Here is a 23,657-nt window from a genome sequence, read left to right as displayed (position 1 = left end):
CGTGTCATTGAATGATGTAGAACAGAACCTACAACAGTTTGTGATGCAATTGGACAGCTTCTCTGAAGCTGTCCGACAGTGCCAAAGAGATATTTTTGAACCACTAGAAGAAGTCAATACGTTGTTACCTCATTCTAAGGTTGATGTATATCAAACGATCCACACTGAGTTAGATACGGCCGCATCCAATCTTACGCATAACCTTACGCCAGGGTTGCAAAAAGGGCTTGAGTACCGTTTACATATACTGAGGAATTATCTCCATGAATAATAATCAGTTAATGGCACTTGAAACGTTAGAATTGCAATCTCAACGAAACTTAAAGAAATTAGAGCAAGCCTTTAATGAACTTCTCGTGGCTTGGACTGTACTTAAAGAAAGCTATGAAGGCCAAGGTGCTGAAGAAGCAGATATGCAATTTCAAGTATTATCGAATCAACTATCTGAATATCAGCACACAGTTGAAAAGTTGATGATGCAATGTTCAAAAGAAATTGCAGAACGAAAAGAAAGAGGAGAAGCGCATGCAACCTAAATGGTTAATTGCCCAGCTTGAGGAATATTCTTTCTTATCTCAATCACAAAATGCATTGAGCGATGAAGTATGTAAAATATTGTCCTCAAATGAAAAAAATGGCGTTGAGCATAGTAATCGGCTTGATAATGATGTTTATCGATTTGGTGCTCTTTATGAACATCTTATGGATATGCAAAGAGATCGTTGGGACAGTCACGAAAGAAGATATCAGCAGACAAACCGTATACTCGAAGATCGAGAGCAAGAGCTGATGGCATCACAAACACAACTGAGTAATACCCAAAATAATGAGTCTTTTTGGGAGTCGCAGTTGGCGAAAGCACAAAGTTGGAAATCACGAGCTAGTGAAAGAGTCAGTGCTGCTGAAAGTAGGGCTTATCACGCAAAAGCAGAGAGAGAACGTTCACAAAGCGTATATAACCGAGCCAAAGCTGAGTACGATTATGCTAGTTCACAAATGATCCGCGAATACGTTGGGCGAGACAGTAAGGGTAATCCTGAGTATCGTTATGAGCGAAACCCTGCAGTGGAAGAGCGTCGAGCGATGAATGCGGCCCATAGGAAATTACAAAGCGCGATAATAGAAGAAAAAGACGCTGAATGTGAGCTTATAGCAGCAAGAGATGAGCTCTTTGATGCGTCACGACAAGTTGAGGGGAGTCAATCAGCGGTTCGCGATATGACAATTGCAATCAAACACGCATACTCATCGCTGTCCAATGCAGAAGATGCAAAAACAAATTCATTGACGGCTAAATATATGCTTGATGAAGAACGTAGAACGTTACAACAAATGGATGACATACTTAAAGGGATAGAAACTTGCGTACATCATCAGCTTAATTGCCAACGAGATCTTCATCAACAGAATGGAATGGCATTAGGTGTATTGCGTAATAACGAGCAAAGCCAGAATGATCTTGTCTATGAGATTTACAAATTACGCTACGCTCTTGAAAATAAAGCCAATTTGTTACACGCATTTGATGCCCCCGTATTTTTAGGATAATCATGCAACCGACATTTGATACCGCTTTCTACCAACGTAGCCATATGGATTTAGATGATGAGTTAATGACACTAGCTCTTTCATTACACCATTACTCAGATCAGTCACAAACGCTTTTAGCTATTTGGTCTGATGATGCAGGGCAAAGAGCCAGACAAATTCATATACAGCCTTTACTTGAACAGTATGAACTTTTTGAAGGTACTGCTCGGCAATACTATCAATATAGTGAGGAACGCCTTAGGTGTTTTTTCGAGATGACTAAGTTGATAAATGAGTATGCAGGTCTTCATTCGAGTTTAGAAGAGCGAGAAGAAGACACATTAAGACAGAAAGATGAATATCAACGAGCTACAACGTTAAGCGAGCGACATCGAGATAAAGGGCTTGAATTTACATCTAAAAGTGAACGCTTTAATCATAAAGCTAGTAAATATGTAACACCGATTTAGATATAGCTTTCTGTATTAAAATAAAACCTCCAGTATCGGAGGTTTATTTTTTAATGCAATACGTATGTGATACATTCGTTTACTGTTAACTTATTCTATTATTCCAGTTTGTTCCAGCCACTCATAATATGAAATTGGTTGATAGTTTTTATCATTCATACTTACTCTTTCTAATACGATAGGTGTTTTTTTGTATGTTAATGGATATAAAATGATTGTGTCTTTATTTACTACATCAACAACCATAGGAAATGTAAAAATTTTTAAGATTCCATCCATTTCATAAACACTATCCAACTTCATTTTTTTTGCTAAATTTGCCATTGTCGTTGCGATATGTTTAGTTGCTAAATTAAGTTGATTTTCTCTCAGTTTATTTTTCTTGTAACCCGCAGATACTCGTTCCAATAATTTAAATTTCGAATAACTTTTAATATAAATAGAATCTTTTGGTATTACTATTTTTTCAACTTCTTTGCTATTTTCTTTCTCTTCTCTTACAAACCGCATTGATTTAAGAAGAGTATTAAATGTTTTTTTCTTTTCTTCCCAATACTTATCATCCTTTTTTAAGTTTTTATCAAGTAGCATTGCATTCTGTTCTGAAACAGTTTTTATATTTGTACCTTTTATTCTGTTTAAAAAGTCTTTTTCAATTTTATCATTATAAAGGTCACTTTCTAAATCTCCTTCCATTTTTTCAACAAAACCACGAATATTTAAATCATCTTTAAATTCCTCTTGTAGTTTTTTATAAACATCACCATTTAATTTATGGATTTCTACAAATGATTTATTATAAAAAACATGTGTATCTGCTTCATTTTGACCTTTTACAATTTTAAATCGACCCTCTATCATACTTGGATCGAATCCTTTAACACCTTGGTTTCCATCATATAGTTTGTAGTCAGCAGCAAAAGAACTACTTGTTACTAATGATAAAATTGACATTGTTAATAACTTTTTGAGCATAGATTAATTCCTTTTAATAAGATGGAAATTATGTAAATTTTTATGCTGAAGGTATTTGTTTTATATTAAGAAAGGATGATGTTATTTATTATAAATTCATTAACACCATTATTGCAATATAATAAAAAACATTATTAATTATAATGTTTATATGTGTTTTTTTTGTGAAGTGTGTCGGTAAAGATAACAGCCATTGCGGCTGTCAATTTTTAATAAATAAAAATAATATTTTTTAGAACAATGGTGAGATTATATTGGTGTGATATAATTTTATTATCATAAATATGATAAGTGGTTCGCATTTTTACATTGGTTGCTTATTTATATGTGTCTAATTATTGTGTAATTATCAGCTCTATATAGAATTGCTGTTTTACATTTTAATTCGTATAACTTCATTAAAAACTATCATGTGGTTTGAATTATATGATTATCTATTATAAATAATATGGATATTAAATATGCCTCACTATAGAGCAATTAGTGTCGCTGTAGCGATGTCAGTTGGTGTAACAGGCTGTGCCAGTAATGATTTTGGTGGAATTAGTACAACTACATTAATTGGTTGTGGGGTTGGTGCTGGTTTAGGAGGGCTTGTCGGCTACTGGATTGGGGACTCTGGTGGTGCTTTACTTGGAGCTGGTCTGGGAACTGCGGTTGGCTGTACGGCTGGTTTTTTTTGGAAGTTACATGAAGAAAAATTAGAAAAGCTGGCAGCTCAAGAAGCGGTTGATATTGAATTTGAACAAGTTGGTTCGATTGCAGCAGAGCAAGATACGAGCCAGCAAGAGTTTGTTGTTGTTCAATCAAAGAGGATTGTTCAGGCAGAACAAGATAACGATATTGAGTCGATTAAAAAAGTTGTAGGAACGGCGGAAAATGTTGGATTATCTGCAACTGTAAAAGGTGATATCTTTTCTTCAGGAAAAACGAACATTACAAGTGTTAAGCATAAGCGTTTTTTTGAAAAATATGCTGATGTTGTCAAAAATAAGAAACAAGCTATTTTGATCATAGGTCATACCGATAGCCAAGGTTCCGCAGAAACTAATGCTAAAATATCTATTCAGCGAGCTTACAGTGTTGCTCAAGCATTAATATCACAAGGTGTCGAGAAAAAGTATATCTATATTTATGGTGCTGGCGAGTCACAACCAATTGCATCAAATTTATCAAAAGATGGGCGTGCTGAAAATAGACGAATTGAAATTGTTTCATTTTCGAATAAGCCAGAATTTGTTACAGGTTTTGTACGTTATAAAGAATCAGAACCAGCATTTGCAAAATTACGTAGTCACGATAATTTATTAAGTAAAAGTAAAAAAATATCAATGGTGTAGCAATATCACCAATATCTGTCAGTAAACATTCTCTTTCTATAACAGAACCTCCTGTTATTTTTGTTTATGAAAATCATAAAAATGGACAAAAAAATAAGCCATTTAAAACGAAGAAGTCAGTTAATGTCAATATCTATAGTGGTAGCAAAGGCGTAATTTATCGAGCATTTATAAAAGATAAAAACTATCCGATACAGTGCCTTGATATAGCAATAGATAAAGTAAGTAAAAATGGTTCATTTAATACTTTTGATGGCAAAGTTTATTATAAAGGGCCTAAAGGATTAATGATTGCTGATTATAAACCAGGGAAGGCGTAATAATGAAAGAATTAACGCAGTGGATATTATTAAATAAAATAATAGTTGGCAGCATTGTATCTGCACTATTATCTTTAGTTATATATTTTAGTAACCGAGATACTATAAATTTACACTTAAAAGCATGGTATTACCGTTTCCCTATTCTTGGGAAAAATGCTCGCTTATCAAAACGATTGTCGATGGATGATCAAAATTGGTTTAATTCTGAGCGTGAAGTGTGTAATAGCTTTTTACCCTTTTATGATAAATATATTGCTGACTCTTATCATTATGAACAATCAAGTTTGTATTTAAATAAGGTCGGCGATACTGGTATTAACCCGATGAAATGGTATACGTGGTTTTTATTAGTTATATTAGTGATTATTGAAGCCGTAGGTTTTGCTTATGTATTAGCTGATTATATATCGATAGATGCTAGTGAAGCGGTAAGAAAACAGATAACGTTTGGTGTTGCTCTATTAATTAGTGTATTGCTTGTTGGTTTTACCCATGCAACAGGAGGAGAACTTTATAAAAATCAACAAATAGGCAAAGTGCGTTTACGTTGGCAAAATGACCCAAACAAACCCAATATCATTGAACCTGATTCTCGTGTAGGACTAAAAACTAAAAGTAACGAAGAAGATGATCATTCGCCATCATGGCGTCAAATTGCCAATCGATTAGCAAAAACAAATGCCAATTTCACTAAGTCTTGGGGTGTGAGTATTTTTACCTTAGTCTTTATCTCTGTTGTTGCCATTGGGGCTACTTATGTTCGAGGGCAAGTACTTGAAAAATACTCTATCGAGATTATTAATGGTGATAGTACGAGTGCAGACAATTCTTTTCCGTCAGAGCCTTTTGAGCTTGATACATTACCTGTTCCAAAAGAGTTAACAGATATTAATGATGAAGCAGATGAAAAGGCTAAGATTGATACTGTGAATGCGGATAAAAAAGGTGGATGGATGACCTTTATTATGTTGGCAGTGATTTTTGTTGCGATGCAAGTTTATAGTATTTATTTAGGATTTAAATCGACGTTTTCTGGTGCAGAATCATCGAATGCATATGATGCGACGTATCGCTTTTCTAATGTAAATGCATATTTAGACTATTACGCCGCTAAGCGAGCTGGTGTTGAACGTGTTGCGCAAAGTGTGTTATCACATTTGCAAAGTAAATTAGCTATATTCGCACAGCAAAATTCTGGAGAGCAAGAAGCAATAAAAGCGGCTAAGCACCCATCATCACGTAGTTTTATCAATTACTTTAAACTTCGAAAATTAATTCAAAATGAAGTGCCAAAGTATGTTGAAACGTCAAAAGTGCCAGAGCCTATTAAGGAAACTATGCTGGCTAATGAGAAAGAAACATCGCTCTCTAAAGAGATAGTTGAGCAAGTTAGAAATGAGCGATATGACTCACTAACCGATGAGCAAATAGTTGAAGCGTTGCGAATTATTAACAATGAGAAACAAGCAGAAACACCTGTGCAGCGTATTGCCCGTTTACAAAAGCAAGCCTTAGAGAGCCAAATATAATGAAAGTGATATCGTTATTAAAAAGTGTCTTGATTAGCTTGATTATCTTTCCTATAACGACGCAGGCAATGAATGTCCGTAATGACGTGCCGAGTTGTGCCAAAGATATTCCAAAGCAACATTATCAATTACCTAATGAGCGCGAATTGATTATTTTAGTGGATAAAACTATGGCACACTCATTATCGTTAGATATAAAAAAAGCATTGTATACGGATATCAAGCGGTTTATTCAATCGGGAGATAGTGTGCAATTTGTAGAGTTCTCATCTTTTGCTCAAGACAGTTATACGCGAGTAAATTTTAAGGGGCAGTTAGATATTCCTTTAGCCTCGGATGTTAGGCAATACATCAAAAAAAACACTTTAAAGTATTTTGATGCTTGTTTATCTAAGCAGCAGAATTTTATGGTTTCAAAATTAGGACTGTTATTTAAAAAGGCGTTTGAACCGCAAGAAAAACCTACAAATACTGAATTAATTGGCTCGTTGCAAGATATCAGTGAACAAGTTCTTTTATCTTCTTCGGCAAATAGGAAAGTTGTTGTATTGATCAGTGATATGTTGGAAAACTCTGATATTACTTCATTTTATACTCAAAACTCGACAAGAAAAATAGAGCCAAGTTTAGAAATTGAGCGAGTAAAAACCGTTGGTATGTTTGCTAATTTTAATGGTGCAGATGTTTATGTGATTGGTACAGGCGTTATTGCTGGGAGTAATCAATATGTCTCATCTCAAAAAATGGCTAAATTAGAAGCGTTTTGGAAAGAATATTTCCAACAAAGCCAAGCTGACTTATTAGGATTTGGTAAGCCAATGCTATTAAGTGAAATTCGTTAATTATATTTGATGAAGTTATAGAGCCGTTGTGCCATACAGCGGCTTTTATTTATGGGAGACAAGGATGAGTTACCATTGTAAGAATGCCGTATATATTGGTGATAAATATTGTGTCGATTGTGGAGATGCATTAAATGATGACTATAGCCCGAAAGATATCATTGATATTAACCCAACTATTTTTGATAAAGTAAAAAAATTTTATCCAAATGTTTATTCTATTACAGGGATTGTTGAATCAACCTATTATTATAAACGTGGGTATCGATCGAGTAAAAATGATATTGAATATAGTTATATATGGATTGTTATTAAAGATAAAAATGGGAAAGAGATCCAAACATCTATTCCTGCGGAAAGTGATTATCTACTAAGTATTGAAAAAGGTCAGGTTGTGACCTTGTATTATCCAAATACTTATACATTAACGTACAATATTTTATCAAAAAAAGATAAAAAGTTTGTTATTGATAATAGCTGTGCACCTTGCATTTTTATTCATCTTAATAGTGAACAAAGAGTGTCATCAGTTAATGATTTCAATGAGTATCCTAGTAAAAATATCGCTTGGATGTGGTTTTTTGTATTGCTCATAGCTGCTATTACTTTTGCTTCTTTTAATATTACAGATCCTATTATTATATTAATTTTGAGTGTGTGTGTTGGTGGCTTTGCTTACACAAAAGAAAAGAAAGTTATTAATAATAAGTTTGATAGAAAACTACTTGGCTATGAAGCAGTAAAAGAGAGTGTTGATCAAATATTGTCGACAAATTTGTTTTCATTAGGGTATGAGTTTAGCCAGCGAGCGAAAAATGATTGTGATATATTTTGCTCTCATTGTCATAAGCGAGTAAGTGCGGAAGATGCATATTGTTTTGATTGCGGCGGTGCTTTATTTGATGAAATAGCAAAAAATGATGCTGTTATTGAGTTTGAAAATACAGACGAAAATCATGCTCCGACTGGAACAACCGTAACTTCAGAAAACGAAGGGATACACTCTTCGCGTGTTTCTTTTGCTGAGATAGAAAAGCAAATCATGGAGCAACATTATCTAAATTATGAGGTTGAATATGAGCATGAACATGTGTATTCCTCACCAACGAAAAAACAGGTGACGTTTGAATTTTATTTGGGACAAATTATTAACAAAAATATTAGCAATGATGTTTCTGATGTAACCGAAGCGGTCACCACAAAAACGGAGACTAAACATTATTATGGTTCCACTTACACGGGATCAACTTACCGTAGTTCAACAGAACATTATCGTACTCGAAGCTCAACGTTATCTGGTAAAGTATCTGTTCGTGTTCGTGATGGTAATACATATAATCTAAATCTACCTGAAAGTATGCTTGCCTCATCAGAAATGGGCGATTGGCTTTTATTTAGTGATAGAGAAATTAAAAATGATGATGATAATCCGCTAGATTTTGAATATATTTATAATATAAATAAAGATATTGAATTTAATGGGAGTTCATTTACTTCTTGTGAGTATTCTAAAGGCAGTAATATTGTAACTATTTTGGGAATAATCCTTGTGGCATTATCCTTTATTGTTCCTGCTTTATTGCTCATTGTTATTGCTATAATACTTTTTAGTCTTATTGCATCCTTATATAAGAAGCGAGTAAATTATTTAAAGCGTAAGGAAATCTTAATGCCTATTAAGGCTAACTTAGCATCATTTAAAGCTGATCTAAGTCGTATTAAGACTAAATTAATCCATTAATGTTATTTGTAATATAGCCTGATCCTCCACCTCTTTAATACAATAATAAAAGGGAGAGGATCTGGTTAATTAACCTAAGTTGCCAATGATATTGATATTCTTATTTTCAGGAACTTCGTTATAAGACAATACTGCTAAGCCTTGGGCGAAAGTACGCGCATAGCGAGATAGCAGTGGTCGTAATTGTGGCATTACTAGTAAAACAGGGGCTGCGCCTTGCTGTTTTAATTGTTGCTTCGCAAGCGGCATATTTTTTTGAAATTGGCTTAAAATATTCGGTTCAATTGGAAAACTATCTAGCATCACATTGCCACTGGCTTGTGCTTGTTGGAGCGATGTTAATAACATCTGTTCAAGTTCTTCGGATAGGGCATAGACGTTAAGATCTTTCTTATCACCATTGAGTAGATTCACCAAGGTACGGCGTAAGCTGCAACGCACATCTGCAGCAATTAAAATTGGTTCTTTGGTGTTTTCAGATGCTTCTAACATGGTATTGGCAATGGTACGGATATCTTTAAGTGGCACTTGATCAATGAGTAATTGGCGATACACCTTCAGTTGCTGAGCGGACGTTAATGCAGCACCTAAACTTTCCGCCAACTTGGGAGCCTGTTGTGCCAAACGTTGGTTAATGAAATCTACATCATCATGGGTAAACAAATCGGCTAAATGTACTTTCATCACTTTGCTTAAATGAGTAGCAATTACTGTTGCGTCATCAACGACTTGGTAACCCATGTTCAAGGCCTTAGCCTTGTTACTATTTTCAATCCACACCGCAGGGAGTTGATAAGCCGGATCATGACCAAGGATGCCATCTATTTCGCCATAGGTATCACCCACAGCAATAGCCATTAAACGCTCAGGCTCAATGCTACCTTGTTCAATGATCTCGCCATGAACGGCAATAGTATAGTGATTCGGTTTTAAGCTTAGGTTGTCGCGAATATTCACTTCAGGCAGCAAATAGCCGACTTGTTCAGAAAGATTTTTACGAACACCGCGAATACGTTGGGTAAGTGGCGCGCCTTGTTCTTTATTAACCAGGTGAACTAAACGAAAACCGAGCGACAACGACATACTTTGAACATGAGGAATATCATCCCATGTTAGTGGCGTTTCGTGGTCGAGTTGCATGGCTTGAGAAACGGCTTCAACCTCGTCAAGTTGCTGGTGGTGATGAGGTTTTTTATATTGTCGCCAGCCCGCAAATGCTAACACTGCGGCAAAGCTGAAAAATGCCAAGTGCGGCATGCCTGGCACAATACCTATGATTGCCATCACAGAGGCGACAGTGAATAACGTCGCAGGCGAGGCAAGCAGTTGGTTCTGCATAGCTTGCGTCATGTCATCATCACTGTCGTTAATACGAGTGACAATAATAGCGGCAGAGGTTGCTAATAGCAGTGAAGGAATTTGCGCGACAAGACCATCACCAATGGTCAATAAGGCGTAAGTTTTAAAAGCATCAGAAGCGCTGAGTCCGTATTCAAAAACACCGATACTGATACCACCGATGATATTGATAAATAGGATCAATAAACCCGCAATGGCATCACCACGAACGAACTTTGAAGCACCGTCCATTGAACCGTAAAAATCCGCTTCATTGGCAACATCACGACGGCGCTGTTTTGCTTGATTTTGGTCAATAATACCAGCGTTTAAATCCGCATCTATTGCCATCTGTTTACCGGGTAGGGCGTCAAGTGTGAAACGGGCTGCTACCTCAGAGATACGTTCGCCACCTTTAGTGATCACCACAAAGTTGATGATCATTAAAATTACGAAAATCACCATACCCACAACATAGTTACCGCCAATAACGACTTCACCAAAAGCTTGGATCACTTTACCTGCTGAATCGCCACCATTATGACCTTCCAATAATACAATACGTGTTGAGGCCACATTCAAAGTGAGTCGCATTAATGTCGCGACTAACAGAATGGTGGGGAAAACAGAAAAGTCTAACGGCCTTTTTGCTGTGGTACTGACTAACAATACCAAGATTGCCAAGACAATATTAAAGGTGAATAAGGCATCGAGCAGCATAGGAGGTAATGGCAAAATCACCATTGCTAGAATCATCAGTAAGGCGATAGGAATACCGATATAACCTTTACTCGACTGTTTGAGTGTTGTGAGCCAATTTAACATGTGAAGTCCTTCATCCAATCCGGTAAAAATGTGCTGAAATTAATGCTGTAAATGTTTTGGGATAACAAAATTGGGTAACGTTTGTGGTTGATTTCCTTTACCTTGTCGAAAGGCTTTAAGCTGTAAAACATAAGTTAATATATGAGCCACGGCGACATAGAGTTGACTTGGGATCGCTTGCTCTATCTGGGTGCTGTGATAAATCGCACGCGTTAATGGTGGTGAATGTAAGATCTCAACATCGTGTTGTTTGGCGATGGTTTGAATATGCATTGCTGCTTCGTCTATGCCTTTTGCTACCACAAAGGGCGCTTCAGACAGTGTGGTATCGTATTTAATCGCAACGGCATAATGGGTTGGGTTGACGATCACCACATCAGCTTTAGGCACTGCTTTATCTATTTTTCTTCGGGCGAACTGCTGTTGAATTTGACGAATACGTTGCTTGATTTCTGGGCTACCTTCATTGCTTTTAAATTCTTCTTTCAGCTCTTGTTTGGTCATTTTCAGCTCTTTGGCGTGCTCCCATTTTTGGTAAGGAATATCAATTAAACCAAATAACAATAGCGCTATGCCCATCAGCAAAATGCCATGAAAGAGAATCGTCAGAATTAATGACACGCCTTGTTTCAGTGGCAAGTTTTGCATTCCAAGTAAGCGGCTTAAATTGGCATCAAGATAGAGATATAGAAGAAGAAAAATCACACATACTTTGAGTGTCGATTTCAAAAGTTCGACCAAAGATCGCGTTGAAAACATCCGTTTTATCCCCGCAATGGGATCGATTTTTGATAATTTTGGCAATATACCAGCAGGGTAGAATAGCCAACCACCAATCAGTAAACTGCTGGCGATAGCAGTGATCAGAAGCAAACCAAATAATGGCAGTAGTAATTGAATGATAATGGCTAAGCTTGCGCCTAATGCTTCAATCGCTAGCCAAGGTGAGCGTAAATCATCACGAGATATTGTCATGTTTAATTTAAAGACGCCATTCAGCGCCTGCCAAATCACATCAATTTGGAAATAAAAGAAAACCACAACCGCAATAAAAATCGTAGCTGCTGTGAAGTCTTTGGCGCGTGGGATCTGACCTTGATCTCGGGCTTTTCGGATCTTCTGCGGAGTCGCTTTTTCAGTTTTATCTTGTGCCGATGACTGGCTCATGCGCCCCCCGAAATATAGAGTTGAAGTTGATCTAGGCTGTAGTGGACTAACTCGACATAACGCGCAGGCACACCGCTGACAGAAATTAAGACACTAAAGAGTCCTAACAACATGGTCATAGGAAAGCCTAATGCATAAACGTTTAAACTAGGTGCGGCTCGGTTCATCACACCGAAACTGATATTAGCCAGAAGCATCGAAACAATAGCGGGCAGAGCGATCGCAAGGGCTGAACTGAACATCCAACCAAAAAGTGCGAGTATTTGTTTTACTGATGATACAGCCAACCCACTGCCTACAGGCCAAGAGGTAAAACTTTGCACCAGAATATCAATGACCAATAAATGCCCATCTAAAGCCAGAAATAATAAGGTAGAAAACAGTAAAAACATTCGCCCAAGAATCGCAACTGAAACACCATTAACGGGATCGTTCATCATTGCCATCCCTAAGCCCATTTGCAGTGAAATGATCTGACCTAACAATGTCATGATGGAAAATAGGAAATGGATAATTAAGCCAAACAATAGCCCCCATATTGCTTGCTCAAAAGCCAGCATAAGTGCCGAGAGAGATAGTAAATCTGTAGTGGGCATAGCTGGCATAAGTGGCGCGGCAATAAAACTGATAGCAAGTGCTAATAAAGCGCGTACCCAAATAGGAATTAACGCATCACCAAAAAATGGCATGGCTAACATGGCAGCCCCAATGCGAAAAAACGGCCACCAAAACTGAGCGAGAAGGGCGTTGATCTCTGCAAACGAGATAGCCATTAGCCAATCATTCCCGGAATGTTATGAAAGAGGTAATCAAATAATTCCATTAAGCGCCTTAACATCCAATGTCCGGCAAAAATCACCATCAGCAAAGTCATGATTAAACGGGGTAGAAAACTTAAGGTCTGCTCATTGAGCTGGGTCGCGGCTTGAAAAACGGCAATCACTAACCCGACTAATAATCCCGGGATAACAAGTACCATTACCATATTAATAATTAGCCAAACCGCATTGGAAAATAAATCGACAGCAAGCTCTGGGGTCATCATTTACTCCTTTCTCTTTTATCCAAAGCTGGCAGAAAGCGATCCGACCGTCATGGTCCAGCCATCAGCGAGTACAAACACAATTAATTTGAAAGGAAGAGAAATAATCAGCGGTGACAGCATCATCATACCCATTGCCATCAAAACACTGGCAACCACGAGATCGATGATTAAAAAAGGAATGAACAACATAAAACCAATTTGAAACGCTGTTTTAAGCTCACTGATCACAAAAGCAGGTAACACGATAGCAAACGAAATATCTTCCACATCTTGGTCTAATGGTTCGTTGGCAATACGCATCATCTGCTCTAAAGCACTTTGATGGGTTTGCTTTAACATGAAATCACGAACGGGCTTTTCGGCAGTATCAAAGGCTTGTAAAAGAGTTATATCGCCGTTGTCATAAGGGACAAAAGCATTATCGTACACATCCGTCCAGACCGGACGCATGATCAAAATAGTCAAAGAGAGAGCGATACCCACGAGTATTCTATTTGGCGGACTTTGTTGTAAACCCAGAGCTTGGCGCAAAATAGAAAGTACGATAATAATTCGGGTAAAACTGGTCGCCATGAGTAGAAAGGCAGGGATAAAACTCAGTGCTGTCATTAACAACAAGATCTGTAATTTCACACTGTATTCTTGCTCGCCTTGATCATCTGTAACGGTCAAGAAGTTCAGCCCACTATTGGCTTCTGCTGCCGAAGAAAACAGTACGCCGAGAGCAATAAGTACCAAAGTGAGTAAATACAAATAATGGCGCTGTTGACATGCTTTTGTCAGCCAGTGGTATCCCTGAGCGATCATTGGTTAACTATCCATGGTGTTAAGAGGTGATTCGACGACATCAATTAGCCGTAGGCCATATTTCTCATTGATCACAACCACTTCGGCATGCCCCATCAGTGACCCATTCACTTTCACATCAAGCGGTTCACCGTTGAGTTTATCTAGCTCAATAACACTGCCTTCACCGGCTTTCATTAATTCACCTAATGAGATTTCTGTGCTTGAGACTTCAAGAGTGACAGTCACGGGGATCTTTTTGAAAAAACTTAAGCTACGGTGCGAAATGCTGCTATCGAGTTGAGGTGTTTCATCAAATTGTTCTAGCTGAAGATCGTCAAAATTGAGGTCATCACCATCGAATAGGTCGGATTCGTTAATATCGCTCATGCTTATGTGTCCTTACTGGTGTTGATGATTAAAACAAGTTGACCGTTTTGCTCTGCGACATGGCCGTTAAATAAATGCTCTTGACCGATACTGATCGGTGAGGATTGCAGTAAATCAATATCGAAGATATCACCGGGCTTTAGCTGCAATACTTGGTCTAAAGGCATCTGTTTTTCACATAAAATTGTGTTGAGTTTGACCTTGGTCGATTCAAGTTGCTGACTAAAGAGTGCATTGAGTTCAGACGTGGGTTGTAAGCCAATAACACTGGTTAATGTTTGAATTAATGCGGAATCAATACAGATGATGATGTCGCCAATCGTCTCTTCACAGGTAACGGAAAGTTGAATGACTAAGCCGATATCATCTGATAGTGAATTATCACAGGCTTGCCACATATTTTCTGGTGCTATCTGGGCTGAAAAGAGTCGTCCGATCCGTTCTTGTAAACGTAAGTCACTCGTTGTAATTGTTTGACTTGTAGAATTATGTAGCCGACTAACAGGCGAGTGATAAAAGCGATCGGATAGCGCAATAAGCAGTGGTGCAGAACAGCGAAAATTCATCATACCACTCTCATTATGGGCTATCGTAAATGCCACGTGTTGCCCCTGTTTTGGCGATTGAAAATCAATGCTAGTTACTGACATTGTCAGTTCATGGGTTTTAACCCATTTTTGTATTTGGTCAGTTAGCCCCTGCAATGAATTATTTAAGATATTAGCTAATTCATCTTTGATTATATGGATAGGTTTTCCTAGTAATTCCACATTCAATATGGGATATCTTTTGTCAAAATCTGATTTTATATATTCCATAGTTATCATAATTAAGTGGGTAAAAATAAAGTGTAGTTGATGTTCATTCGTAATATATAAATATGTTTAGCGTGTTTATAACTATGAAGATATAAATTAAAAACATTTAAGAGTAAAAATGTGACTTTAGTTCACACCATTAGTATCCGATGAAATAAAAATTGTTTTAATGTTTAAATTTAAAAAACTTCGATTATGATGAAGTTAAATCAAATGGATATTTATGGCTAAACTTATGATTAATAATGAAATAACATTAGACTTTAGTATAATACTTAATTGTTACTACAATCGTCAAAAAAATGCCTTAAAAAGCGTCAAATAATATTTATTTGACTTGTTTTCTATTGTTATTAAATAGATATGTCCAAGTCTAAGAATATGATGGCTAAATATAAATTTGATATAAGATTATTTAGCTATAATAAAGTCTGAGATTAATATGTAGAGGTGAGTGCTTATTATGACACTCATAAAATATACAATTATATTTATATTTTCAATTTTTATTGCTTTATTAATTCCCATCAGTTCTGTCGCTAAAGAATTATTTTTACCGATGGATCTTGTTTCGTGGAAATATAAAGGTGATAAATTTAGTTGTTCATTGAGTCAAACAATTAGCCAATTTGGTGCAATTACATTTGTCGCAAAACCTAAACAGCCACTTGGTATTCAGGTACAAAGTTACCATGTAAAACCACCTTATGAGCGTGCCATATTAAGCCAAGTACAGTCCCCTTGGGCATTGAATACCACGCCTATCATTGTTGATGAAGTCGGTTTAGCTAAAAAATCAGGGAAAGTGTCTTTTTATACTGATATTGAGACGTTACTTGAAGCCATGGCGCAAGGTAATTGGTTAGGAGTAAGGCTGTCATCGTTGAATCAACACAACACGTTTGATGTAACAGTCCCTTCAGTGAATATGGCACAGGCTATGACTGATTTTAATCTGTGTCGAGCTAAGTTACCTGCAATGGCATACCGCGATGCGAGAGATGTGGTATTGCAATTTAGGTTGGGGCAACGTGTGGTCAGTTCATCGCAAAAACAAGTCTTGACTGATTTAGCGAGTTACTTAAAACACGACAAAAATGTCAAACGTGTTTTGATTGATGGACATACAGACAATGTTGGCTCCAATGTTGCCAATTTACAGATTTCAAAAGTTCGTGCTGACGATGTAGCCAGCATTCTGCGTGAAAACGGTGTGCGTTCATCACTGATGGAAATTCGCTCTCATGGATCTCGCTATCCTGTTGCCAACAATAATACTCAAGATGGAAAAGCTAAAAATCGTCGCGTGACTATTCGCGCTATTCGCAAGGAAGATGCAGTAAAAAGGAAGGGTAGCTAATGCAGCCTAACAAGATTCAATTAGTCGAGCCAAATTTAAGCGCGGCAAAGCAAATTATCGCTGTACTTGAAGGTAACGGTTATAGCGTCAATCACTTCACTTCTGGACGTGCTGCGTTATATCAATCTTGCTCAGTCATTACTTTGGTTAGCTCGCATATCACAGATATTTCACTTACCGATTTTATTCGTCAATTCCATCAAAAAACTGTAGCGACAAACCGTTCATCCACGCCTATTTCTATTGCTATTGTCGATCAGGCGCAAGGAATGATGGCAGCGGATGCAATGAAAGCAGGCGCAACCGATTATTTACTTCGTCCTTTTGAGTCGGAACAGTTACTGGGCTTGCTCGCACGCGTTGAAGCATTAGATAAACCCTTAACCAATATCGTGGTGGAATCGTGGCGTAGCAAGCAAGTATTGCAGTTAGCACACCGTGCTGCGGGTACAAATGCGACAGTATTGATCACCGGTGAATCTGGCACCGGGAAAGAGGTATTAGCGCAGTATGTTCATCAACATTCATCTCGTTCAAATGCGCCTTTTGTTGCCGTTAATTGTGCAGCTATTCCTGAATCCATGCTCGAAGCGGTGTTATTTGGTCATGTGAAAGGAGCTTTTACTGGCGCGACACAAACGCAAACCGGTAAATTTGAAGAAGCCAATGGCGGTACGATTTTATTGGATGAAATCGCTGAAATGTCACCCAGTCTTCAAGCTAAATTATTGCGTGTGCTGCAAGAGCGTGAAGTGGAAAAAGTGGGTAGCCATAAAACCGTTCCATTGGATATTCGCGTAATAGCATCAACCAATAAAGATCTTCGTGTAGAAATTCAAAAAGGGACGTTCCGAGAAGATCTTTATTACCGCTTAGATGTGCTGCCGTTGCATTGGCCATCATTGCGAGATCGTAGCGCTGATATTCTCCCTCTTGCGCGATTTTTCATCAATAAATATCAAATGGGAAGTGCGTGTCAGTTGTCGGAAGATGCGTGTTTTGCGCTGTCTAAATATCACTGGCCGGGCAATATCCGAGAGTTAGAAAATGTTATGCAACGAGCCTTGGTGATGCGCCATGGTGATTTCATTACCGCACAAGATTTAATGTTGCCGATTGATCCTAATGCTGCGCCATCTTTACCTCAAACTGAGGGAGGGAATGGTCGGGTAGAAGCGAAGAAAATGGCAGAGTTTCAATACATTATCAAAATTCTTAAACAATTCGGTGGTAACCGAACCAAGACGGCTCAGCAATTGGGCGTTACTACTCGTGCACTGCGTTACAAGTTAGCTGCGATGCGTGAACAGGGAATAGACATCGATGCTGTATTAGGTTCTGCGGCATAAAAGGAGAGTTAAATGAGCACAAATAATTCGCTACCGTCAGTATCATCTGAACAACTCATGCTTGATAAAATGCAGCAGATGCAACAACGCACTCAAGCTGATTTCATCGTAAAACCTAATCTTATGCAGGTCGAAGCAACCAATACACTGTTTGCCGTTTCGCCATTGTCATTCTCGCAAGCCATGACAGGTGTTTTAAATACCGTTAATCAACATCAAAAAATCGCCAGTGACAAAGTTACAGCGGTTGAATTGGGGAAAAGTGACGACTTAGTAGGCGCGATGGTAGCAAGCCAAAAAGCCAGTTTATCTTTCTCAGCCCTTATGCAAGTGCGTAATAAAGTGGTTGCGTCATTTGAAGATGTTATGAAGATGCCGGTGTAACTTATGTCTGAAATCATTGCTCAACCATCGATGACAAATACGGCAGCAGGCTCAACCGCTACCAGTGGGTTGTCTTCAAATTCGTATATTAATAACCTCAAAAACCTTTGGCATAGTAGTCAGCGCAATCTGGTTTTATCTGCTGTGCTTGCTGCAATTGTCGCTGCCATTATTGTGGTAGCGTTATGGAGTTCAAGTCAAAATTACCGCCCCTTATATGGGCAGCAAGAACGTTTTGATAGCGGTGAAATCATCTCGGTATTAGAAACGGAAGGGATCCCTTACCATCTTCAAGAAGCCAACGGACAAGTGCTGGTGGCAGAAGGTGAAGTAGCAAAAATTAGAATGTTACTGGCAGCTAAAGGGATAAAAGCCAAGTTACCGACAGGGCTAGATTCATTAAAAGAAGATTCGTCGTTAGGAACCAGCCAGTTCATGGAAACCGCACGTTACCGTCATGGATTGGAAGGCGAGTTAGTGCGTACTATCATTGCCCTTGATGCTATCGCCAATGCCCGTGTTCACTTAGCCATTCCTCGAAAAACCTTATTTGTTCGACACAATGCGGAAGCGCCGACAGCGTCAGTAATGGTTGAACTAAAACCGGGAGAAGATCTAAAAACTGAGCAAGTCGAAGCTATCATTAACCTTGTTACTGGCAGCGTAACAGGGATGAAGACAGAAAATGTTTCAGTTGTTGATCAATACGGGCGTTTACTCAGCGCTGATATTGGCTCGTCTGAAATGGGTAAAGTGAATGCTAAATACCTCGACTATCAGAAGAATCTCGAAAAGCAGGTGATCCAACGTGCCGCTGATATGCTAACGCCAATCGTCGGACCAAGTAATTACCGCGTGCAAGTCGCCGCTGATCTTGATTTTAGCCATGTTCAAGAAACCAAAGAGGTGGTTGATTCAACGCCTGTAGTGAAAAACGAGCACCGTATTGAAAATAACAGTATTGATAATATTGCTTTAGGTGTGCCGGGTTCATTAAGTAACAAGCCACCCGTTACTGGCGAAGAAGAGAATAAAGACAGTAAAAATACCAATGAACGAACGGAAATTAATCGTCAATATGCGTTAGGCAGCAGTGTTCGTCATACCCAATATCAACAAGGCAAATTAAATAAACTCAATGTCTCAGTGTTGCTTAATTCTACGGCGGCACCAAATGGTAAAGCATGGACAGAAGCGGAAACACAGCAAATTAGCAATATGATCAAAGATGCGGTGGGGATCAGCGCTGATCGTGGTGACAGTTTGAGTATTTTAAGTTTCAACTTTACGCCGATTGCGATTGATGCGCCACCTGCTATTCCGTGGTGGCAAGATCCAACTGTACAACAACCATTACGCTACATGATCGGCGGTATTCTCGGCTTATCGATGATCTTCTTCGTGCTAAGACCGCTTATTAGCCATTTAACAGGATTAGATCGTCGCCGTGATGAGTTAACTTTTGCTGAAGAAGATATGGCGCACTCTTACGATGAAAGCCTGCAAACTCGTGAAGAGCAAGAACACGAAGAAACGTTAAATGAGCGTTTAGCCGCGAAAGGTATAGACGGGACTAATAACGCCTTTAATGCCAGCAATGATTTGTTGCCACCACAGGGCTCGCCATTAGAAATCCAACTTAAACACTTACAGCTTATTTCAACCGAAGAGCCAGAGCGTGTTGCTGAAGTCTTAAAACAATGGGTGAATGTTAATGAATCAATCACAAACAAAAAATCAGACGGATAGTAAAGCCCCTGCACTGACTTATGTTGATAAAACCGCAGTCGTTTTGCTGGGTATGGGAGAAGACGCTGCTGCTGAGGTATTGAAGCACTTTACCCGTGATGAAGTGCAGCGTGTTACCCGTTCGATGGCGGCATTAAGTGGTATTCAAAGTGATAGTGCGAAAGGGGTGATCCAGCACTTTTTTGAAGATTTTCGTGCCCACAGTGGTATTCGTGGCGCATCGAAAGAATACCTTTCAAATACCTTACGTAAAGCGTTGGGTAATGATTTAGCCAAAGGGTTACTTAATAACATCTACGGTGATGAATTACGTAACAACATGCAACGATTGCAATGGGTGGATGCAGAATTATTGGCGAAATATGTCAGCCAAGAGCACCCACAAATGCAGGCGATATTCTTAGCCTATTTACCGCCAGAAACTTCATCGAAAGTGTTGGCGAAAATGCCCGTCGATTACCATGACGAGCTGTTATATCGCGTCGCGCAACTCGATGAGATAGATCATGATGTTGCCGCTGACTTACATGATTTGATTGAACGTTGCATTGCTCATATGTCGCAAGCGCAAAATGCACCTATTTTAGGTACTAAGCAAGTTGCCGATATTATCAACCGTTTCGAAGGTGATCGCGGCCAATTAATGGAATTACTCCGTCTGCATGATGAAGACATGGTGCATGAAATTGAAACCAACATGTTTGACTTTATGGTGCTTGGTCGCCAGAAAGAATCGACTATGGATAGATTGGTGCAAGAGATCCCAGTCGCGACTTGGGTGATTGCGTTAAAAGGTGCTGAGATCAGCTTACAACAAGCGATCAAACGCTCAATGCCACAGCGTATGGTGAAAACCCTAGAAGATGAAATGGCACTAAAAGGTGCAGTACCTGTGAGTGAAGTAGAACGTGCACGTACTGCCATTATGGATCAAGTGCGTGAGCTGGCAGAAAATGGCGAGATTGATCTTCAGCTCTATCAGGAAATGACGGTGGAGTAATGATGAAGAAAGTAAAAATACATCAGTTATCACCGGGGCAATATCGGCCTCATCGTTTTCCTCCTGTGGCAGAGCCAGTAAATCATGGTTTTAATGATGAATTAGGCGATGTTGATCCTGCGAACAATTGGCAAGACAGCCAGTTTGAATTACAACAAAAATTGGATGAAGGCTTTCAACAAGGGCTAAACAAAGGCTATGACGAAGGATTTAACCAAGGTGTTGATCAAGGTGTTATAGAAGGACAAAAAGACGGTTTTCAACAAGGTTACGGACAAGGTGAGCAAGCCGGGCGAGAGATCTTTAGCCAAGCAGTAAAACCGGTTGAGAAAATCTTGTTTGAATTAGAACAATGGCAACAAGAGAAAGACAAACAACAACGTCAGCTCATTTGCGACTTGGTACAAAAAGTATCGCAACAAGTTATCCGCGCTGAACTGACATTGATGCCACAACAAATTCTTGCTCTAGTAGAAGAAGCGTTGGATGCGATTCCTGGTAAAACAGAAAAGATCATCATTGAACTTAACCCGCAAGATATTGATCGGATCCATACCATCAACAAGAGTTTACCTGAGTCGTGGAAGCTGATTGCTAATCCCACATTACCCGTCGGCGGTTGTCAGCTGATAACCGATAACGCAGAGGCTGATGTGGGTTGTGATGCGCGACTAGAAGCCTGTATCGAGAATGTGCAGCAACATTTAATTGAGCAAAATCACCCGTTAGATAACCCAATCCGTGTTGAACAAGGAGATCTGCATGAATCGTCTTCAAGCGGATAGTTTAACCGCGCTTGCTGCTCTTGATAGTGTGCCTATTGCACGGGTCACAGGGCGGTTAGTTAAAGTGAATGGCTTAATGCTACAAGCCGTGGGGTGTCGTTTTAAACTTGATCAACGTTGCTTAATCGTGGCTGATGATGGTGAGCAGATTGAAGCACAAGTGGTCGGTTTTGATCACAACATTGCGTATTTAATGCCAGTTCGCCAACTCGGTGGATTATACGCAGGTGCGAAGGTGATCCCGATGCAAGGTGGTAGTACAGTGAATGTTAGCCACAAGTGGATTGGACGGGTTGTTAATGGGCTAGGAGAGCCGCTAGATAATGGTTTACCGTTACAAGGTGGTGAGTGTTTATCGTTAGAGCCAAAGCCTATTAACCCAATGAAACGCCAGCCAGTTGAATCACCATTAGATGTTGGTATTAAAGCGATCAATGGTTTACTGACTGTTGGTAAAGGACAGCGAATTGGCTTAATGGCTGGCAGTGGCGTGGGTAAAAGTGTTTTGATGGGGATGATCACCAAATACACTGCTGCCGATATTATTGTGGTAGGGCTGATTGGTGAACGTGGTCGAGAAGTCCGTGAATTCATTGAGCGTAGCTTAGGTGAAGAAGGACGAAAACGTGCGGTGATCATCGCCGCGCCTGCTGATGAATCACCACTCATGCGTTTACGAGCGACCAAGCTTTGTCACCGCGTTGCCGAATACTTTCGTGATCAAGGCAAAGACGTATTGTTATTGATGGACTCATTGACCCGATATGCAATGGCTCAGCGTGAAATTGCCCTTGCACTAGGCGAGCCGCCAGCATCACGAGGCTATCCACCGTCAGTATTTAGCTTATTACCACAGCTATTAGAACGTGCTGGTAATGGTGAAAATCCCAACGGCAGCTTAACCGCCATTTATACCGTGTTGGCAGAAGGGGACGATCAACAAGATCCCGTGGTGGATTCTGCTCGCGCCATTTTAGATGGTCATATCGTGTTATCTCGCACCTTAGCAGAACAAGGGCATTATCCTGCCATTGATATTAATGCTTCTATCAGCCGATGTATGAATAATTGTATCGAGCAAGCCCATGTTACTGTTGCGAATCAATTTAGACAGTTAAATGCGAACTATCAGCAAGTAAAAGAGTTATTACCATTAGGTGGCTACCAACAAGGACAAGATCCTGAATTAGATCAAGCGGTAATGATGCAACCTCAGCTAAAACAGTTCTTGCAGCAACCTGTGAGTGAGCACTGTGATTACCAAGCGAGCTTAACCCAATTAGCTAACTTGTTTTCACCACAAACAGCGACGTCAACAATGGAGCACTAAGGGTTTATGAATGTACGAGCGGTTGAGCAGTTACAACGATTATCAGAACAAAAGCGCGACAAACTCAGTGCGATTTACCAGCAACAACGTCAGCAAGTCGATAACTATCAACAACAACTCCAGTTATTAAGTCAGCTTAAACAACATTATACGGGCACAGCACAAACTCATGGCGCTACGATAAATAGCGCCATGCTAACTAACAGTAATCAATTAACCTCACAGTTAACAACCATGATTGACCATCACCAGCATGAACAAGCAATCATGAGTGCGGAATGTGATCACAGCGCCCAGCAACTACAAGTCAGCAACCAACAAGTAAAACGCTTTGAAGAAGTGAAAAAACGATGGCTTGTCAAACAGCAGTATGAACAAGCCCGTAAAGAGCAAAAGCAGTTAGAAGAATTGATTAACTTGCGACATAAGAAGCGAAGGATTTGAGGTGATACCAAGTGATAATTATGTCTAGTAACTTACTTATGAACTGAAACGTGTTTAGAGTTTGTTCTATTAGATATTAGAAAACCTGATTACCACCGAGACTCAGCTAAGGTTAATAACTTCTCTGGCATCGGTGG

At 39.1% G+C, this 23,657-nt stretch carries 24 protein-coding genes; 16 read left to right on the top strand and 8 right to left on the bottom strand.

Annotation, left to right across the window (positions count from 1 at the left end):
- Position 1: 1 nt before the first annotated feature.
- The 4 genes from I3259_RS16385 to I3259_RS16370 are packed head-to-tail and all read left to right on the top strand — an operon-like array spanning position 2 to position 2,000.
- Complete coding sequence (locus tag I3259_RS16385) at positions 2 to 271, top strand: hypothetical protein (RefSeq protein ID WP_238030743.1); 270 nt, start codon at positions 2 to 4, stop codon at positions 269 to 271.
- Positions 264 to 536 carry a hypothetical protein gene (locus I3259_RS16380; protein WP_238030741.1) on the top strand — a complete coding sequence of 91 codons (273 nt, stop codon included), beginning with the start codon at positions 264 to 266 and terminating at the stop codon, positions 534 to 536. The genes I3259_RS16385 and I3259_RS16380 overlap by 8 nt, the downstream gene beginning before the upstream one ends.
- Complete coding sequence (locus I3259_RS16375; protein WP_238030739.1) at positions 526 to 1,548, top strand: hypothetical protein; 1,023 nt, start codon at positions 526 to 528, stop codon at positions 1,546 to 1,548. Before I3259_RS16380 ends, I3259_RS16375 begins: the two co-directional genes overlap by 11 nt.
- Before the next feature lie 2 nt (positions 1,549 to 1,550).
- Positions 1,551 to 2,000 (top strand): hypothetical protein, encoded by a 450-nt coding sequence (locus tag I3259_RS16370; protein ID WP_238030738.1) that lies wholly within the window; start codon positions 1,551 to 1,553, stop codon positions 1,998 to 2,000.
- Between the two features lie 90 nt (positions 2,001 to 2,090).
- Here the strand turns inward: I3259_RS16370 and I3259_RS16365 are convergent, their stop codons facing one another.
- Positions 2,091 to 2,975 carry a hypothetical protein gene (locus I3259_RS16365; protein ID WP_238030736.1) on the bottom strand — a complete coding sequence of 295 codons (885 nt, stop codon included), beginning with the start codon at positions 2,973 to 2,975 and terminating at the stop codon, positions 2,091 to 2,093.
- Between the two features lie 461 nt (positions 2,976 to 3,436).
- Between I3259_RS16365 and I3259_RS16360 the strand changes: the two genes are divergently transcribed.
- The 4 genes from I3259_RS16360 to I3259_RS16345 all read left to right on the top strand — a co-directional run bounded on the left by I3259_RS16360 (position 3,437) and on the right by I3259_RS16345 (position 8,750).
- A complete protein-coding gene (locus I3259_RS16360; RefSeq protein ID WP_238030735.1) occupies positions 3,437 to 4,315 on the top strand; it encodes an OmpA family protein in 879 nt (292 codons plus the stop codon).
- Between the two features lie 322 nt (positions 4,316 to 4,637).
- The gene (locus I3259_RS16355) at positions 4,638 to 6,167 is read left to right on the top strand and encodes a hypothetical protein (RefSeq protein ID WP_238030733.1); all 1,530 of its coding nucleotides are present in this window, start codon (positions 4,638 to 4,640) and stop codon (positions 6,165 to 6,167) included.
- 170 nt (positions 6,168 to 6,337) lie between these two features.
- Entirely contained in the window at positions 6,338 to 7,009 is a 672-nt protein-coding gene (locus I3259_RS16350) for a hypothetical protein (RefSeq protein ID WP_238030732.1), read from the top strand.
- Positions 7,010 to 7,073: 64 nt separating this feature from the next.
- A complete protein-coding gene (locus I3259_RS16345) occupies positions 7,074 to 8,750 on the top strand; it encodes a hypothetical protein (RefSeq protein WP_238030730.1) in 1,677 nt (558 codons plus the stop codon).
- Positions 8,751 to 8,819: 69 nt separating this feature from the next.
- Here I3259_RS16345 and flhA read toward each other — a convergent pair whose 3' ends face one another.
- Genes flhA through I3259_RS16310 form a run of 7 tightly spaced genes read right to left on the bottom strand, consistent with a single transcriptional unit; the run spans position 8,820 to position 15,071 of the window.
- Positions 8,820 to 10,913 (bottom strand): flagellar biosynthesis protein FlhA, encoded by a 2,094-nt coding sequence (gene flhA / locus I3259_RS16340; protein WP_238030729.1) that lies wholly within the window; start codon positions 10,911 to 10,913, stop codon positions 8,820 to 8,822.
- 39 nt (positions 10,914 to 10,952) lie between these two features.
- A complete protein-coding gene (gene flhB / locus I3259_RS16335; protein WP_238030727.1) occupies positions 10,953 to 12,080 on the bottom strand; it encodes a flagellar biosynthesis protein FlhB in 1,128 nt (375 codons plus the stop codon).
- On the bottom strand, positions 12,077 to 12,853 hold the full coding sequence (gene fliR / locus I3259_RS16330; RefSeq protein WP_238030725.1) for a flagellar biosynthetic protein FliR: 777 nt from the start codon (positions 12,851 to 12,853) through the stop codon (positions 12,077 to 12,079). Before fliR ends, flhB begins: the two co-directional genes overlap by 4 nt.
- Entirely contained in the window at positions 12,853 to 13,122 is a 270-nt protein-coding gene (fliQ, locus tag I3259_RS16325) for a flagellar biosynthesis protein FliQ (protein WP_238030754.1), read from the bottom strand. Before fliQ ends, fliR begins: the two co-directional genes overlap by 1 nt.
- Positions 13,123 to 13,140: 18 nt before the next feature.
- The gene (gene fliP, locus I3259_RS16320; RefSeq protein WP_238030723.1) at positions 13,141 to 13,932 is read right to left on the bottom strand and encodes a flagellar type III secretion system pore protein FliP; all 792 of its coding nucleotides are present in this window, start codon (positions 13,930 to 13,932) and stop codon (positions 13,141 to 13,143) included.
- Positions 13,933 to 13,935: 3 nt separating this feature from the next.
- Positions 13,936 to 14,301 (bottom strand): flagellar motor switch protein FliN, encoded by a 366-nt coding sequence (gene fliN, locus I3259_RS16315; RefSeq protein WP_238030721.1) that lies wholly within the window; start codon positions 14,299 to 14,301, stop codon positions 13,936 to 13,938.
- A gap of 2 nt (positions 14,302 to 14,303) precedes the next feature.
- Entirely contained in the window at positions 14,304 to 15,071 is a 768-nt protein-coding gene (locus I3259_RS16310; protein WP_238030752.1) for a FliM/FliN family flagellar motor switch protein, read from the bottom strand.
- A gap of 511 nt (positions 15,072 to 15,582) precedes the next feature.
- Here I3259_RS16310 and I3259_RS16305 point away from each other — a divergent pair.
- The 8 genes from I3259_RS16305 to fliJ are packed head-to-tail and all read left to right on the top strand — an operon-like array spanning position 15,583 to position 23,520.
- Complete coding sequence (locus tag I3259_RS16305; protein ID WP_238030719.1) at positions 15,583 to 16,479, top strand: OmpA family protein; 897 nt, start codon at positions 15,583 to 15,585, stop codon at positions 16,477 to 16,479.
- Positions 16,479 to 17,828, top strand: coding sequence for a sigma-54 dependent transcriptional regulator (locus I3259_RS16300; RefSeq protein ID WP_238030717.1), 1,350 nt, complete (start codon positions 16,479 to 16,481; stop codon positions 17,826 to 17,828). Before I3259_RS16305 ends, I3259_RS16300 begins: the two co-directional genes overlap by 1 nt.
- A gap of 12 nt (positions 17,829 to 17,840) precedes the next feature.
- Complete coding sequence (locus I3259_RS16295; protein WP_238030715.1) at positions 17,841 to 18,212, top strand: flagellar hook-basal body complex protein FliE; 372 nt, start codon at positions 17,841 to 17,843, stop codon at positions 18,210 to 18,212.
- Between the two features lie 3 nt (positions 18,213 to 18,215).
- Positions 18,216 to 19,961, top strand: coding sequence for a flagellar basal-body MS-ring/collar protein FliF (gene fliF / locus I3259_RS16290; protein WP_238030712.1), 1,746 nt, complete (start codon positions 18,216 to 18,218; stop codon positions 19,959 to 19,961).
- The gene (locus tag I3259_RS16285; RefSeq protein WP_238030710.1) at positions 19,927 to 20,961 is read left to right on the top strand and encodes a flagellar motor switch protein FliG; all 1,035 of its coding nucleotides are present in this window, start codon (positions 19,927 to 19,929) and stop codon (positions 20,959 to 20,961) included. The genes fliF and I3259_RS16285 overlap by 35 nt, the downstream gene beginning before the upstream one ends.
- Positions 20,961 to 21,746 (top strand): flagellar assembly protein FliH, encoded by a 786-nt coding sequence (gene fliH, locus I3259_RS16280; RefSeq protein ID WP_238030708.1) that lies wholly within the window; start codon positions 20,961 to 20,963, stop codon positions 21,744 to 21,746. The genes I3259_RS16285 and fliH overlap by 1 nt, the downstream gene beginning before the upstream one ends.
- Complete coding sequence (fliI, locus tag I3259_RS16275) at positions 21,724 to 23,076, top strand: flagellar protein export ATPase FliI (protein ID WP_238030706.1); 1,353 nt, start codon at positions 21,724 to 21,726, stop codon at positions 23,074 to 23,076. Before fliH ends, fliI begins: the two co-directional genes overlap by 23 nt.
- A 6-nt stretch (positions 23,077 to 23,082) precedes the next feature.
- Positions 23,083 to 23,520, top strand: coding sequence for a flagellar export protein FliJ (gene fliJ / locus I3259_RS16270; protein WP_238030704.1), 438 nt, complete (start codon positions 23,083 to 23,085; stop codon positions 23,518 to 23,520).
- The last annotated feature ends 137 nt before the right edge of the window (positions 23,521 to 23,657 follow it).

The sequence above is a fragment of the Photobacterium sp. Ph5 genome (assembly GCF_022129445.1).
Taxonomy (GTDB): Bacteria; Pseudomonadota; Gammaproteobacteria; order Enterobacterales; family Vibrionaceae; genus Photobacterium.
The sequence above is the reverse complement of the archived record's forward strand: the minus strand, read 5'-3'. Positions and strand labels throughout refer to the sequence as shown.